Annotated in this window: 1 protein-coding gene; it reads right to left on the bottom strand. The window is 62.4% G+C overall.

The annotated features are described in order from the left end of the window. Positions 1-126 precede the first annotated feature (126 nt). Positions 127-388, bottom strand: a 262-nt coding sequence (locus tag D7X55_RS42500; protein ID WP_147470565.1) for a copper resistance protein B, incomplete at its 5' end; no start/stop codon positions are given.

Here is a 388-nt window from a genome sequence, read left to right as displayed (position 1 = left end):
GCGGGGGTTTAGGCGACCACCTCGGTATGTGCCAACGCGGTTGCGGGCATAGCGAGCGGCGATGCCGCAATCGCAAGTGCGGCAAGTAGTGAGGCAATCTTCATGAGAGTTTATCCTTGGTGTTGATCAGAACCAGAACCGGATGCCGGCGATGAAGCTGGTAGCGGAGGGGTCTTCACCGCGTGTCCGCGCGAAGTCGGCACTTCGACCGGTCCGCCAGGTTTGCTCGATGCCGATATAGGGCGCGAACTCGCGCCGGATCTCATAGCGCAGCCGCGCGCCGACCTCGATCTGGTCCAACCCTGCGGCAACTCCGAGCAAGGGAATGTCCTGCGCCGACAGATTGGCCTCAATCCGCGGCTGAAGGATAAGGCGCTGGGTGATGCGC

The organism is Corallococcus sp. AB049A (assembly GCF_003668885.1).
Taxonomy (GTDB): domain Bacteria; phylum Myxococcota; class Myxococcia; order Myxococcales; family Myxococcaceae; genus Corallococcus; species Corallococcus interemptor.
The sequence above is the reverse complement of the archived record's forward strand: the minus strand, read 5'-3'. Positions and strand labels throughout refer to the sequence as shown.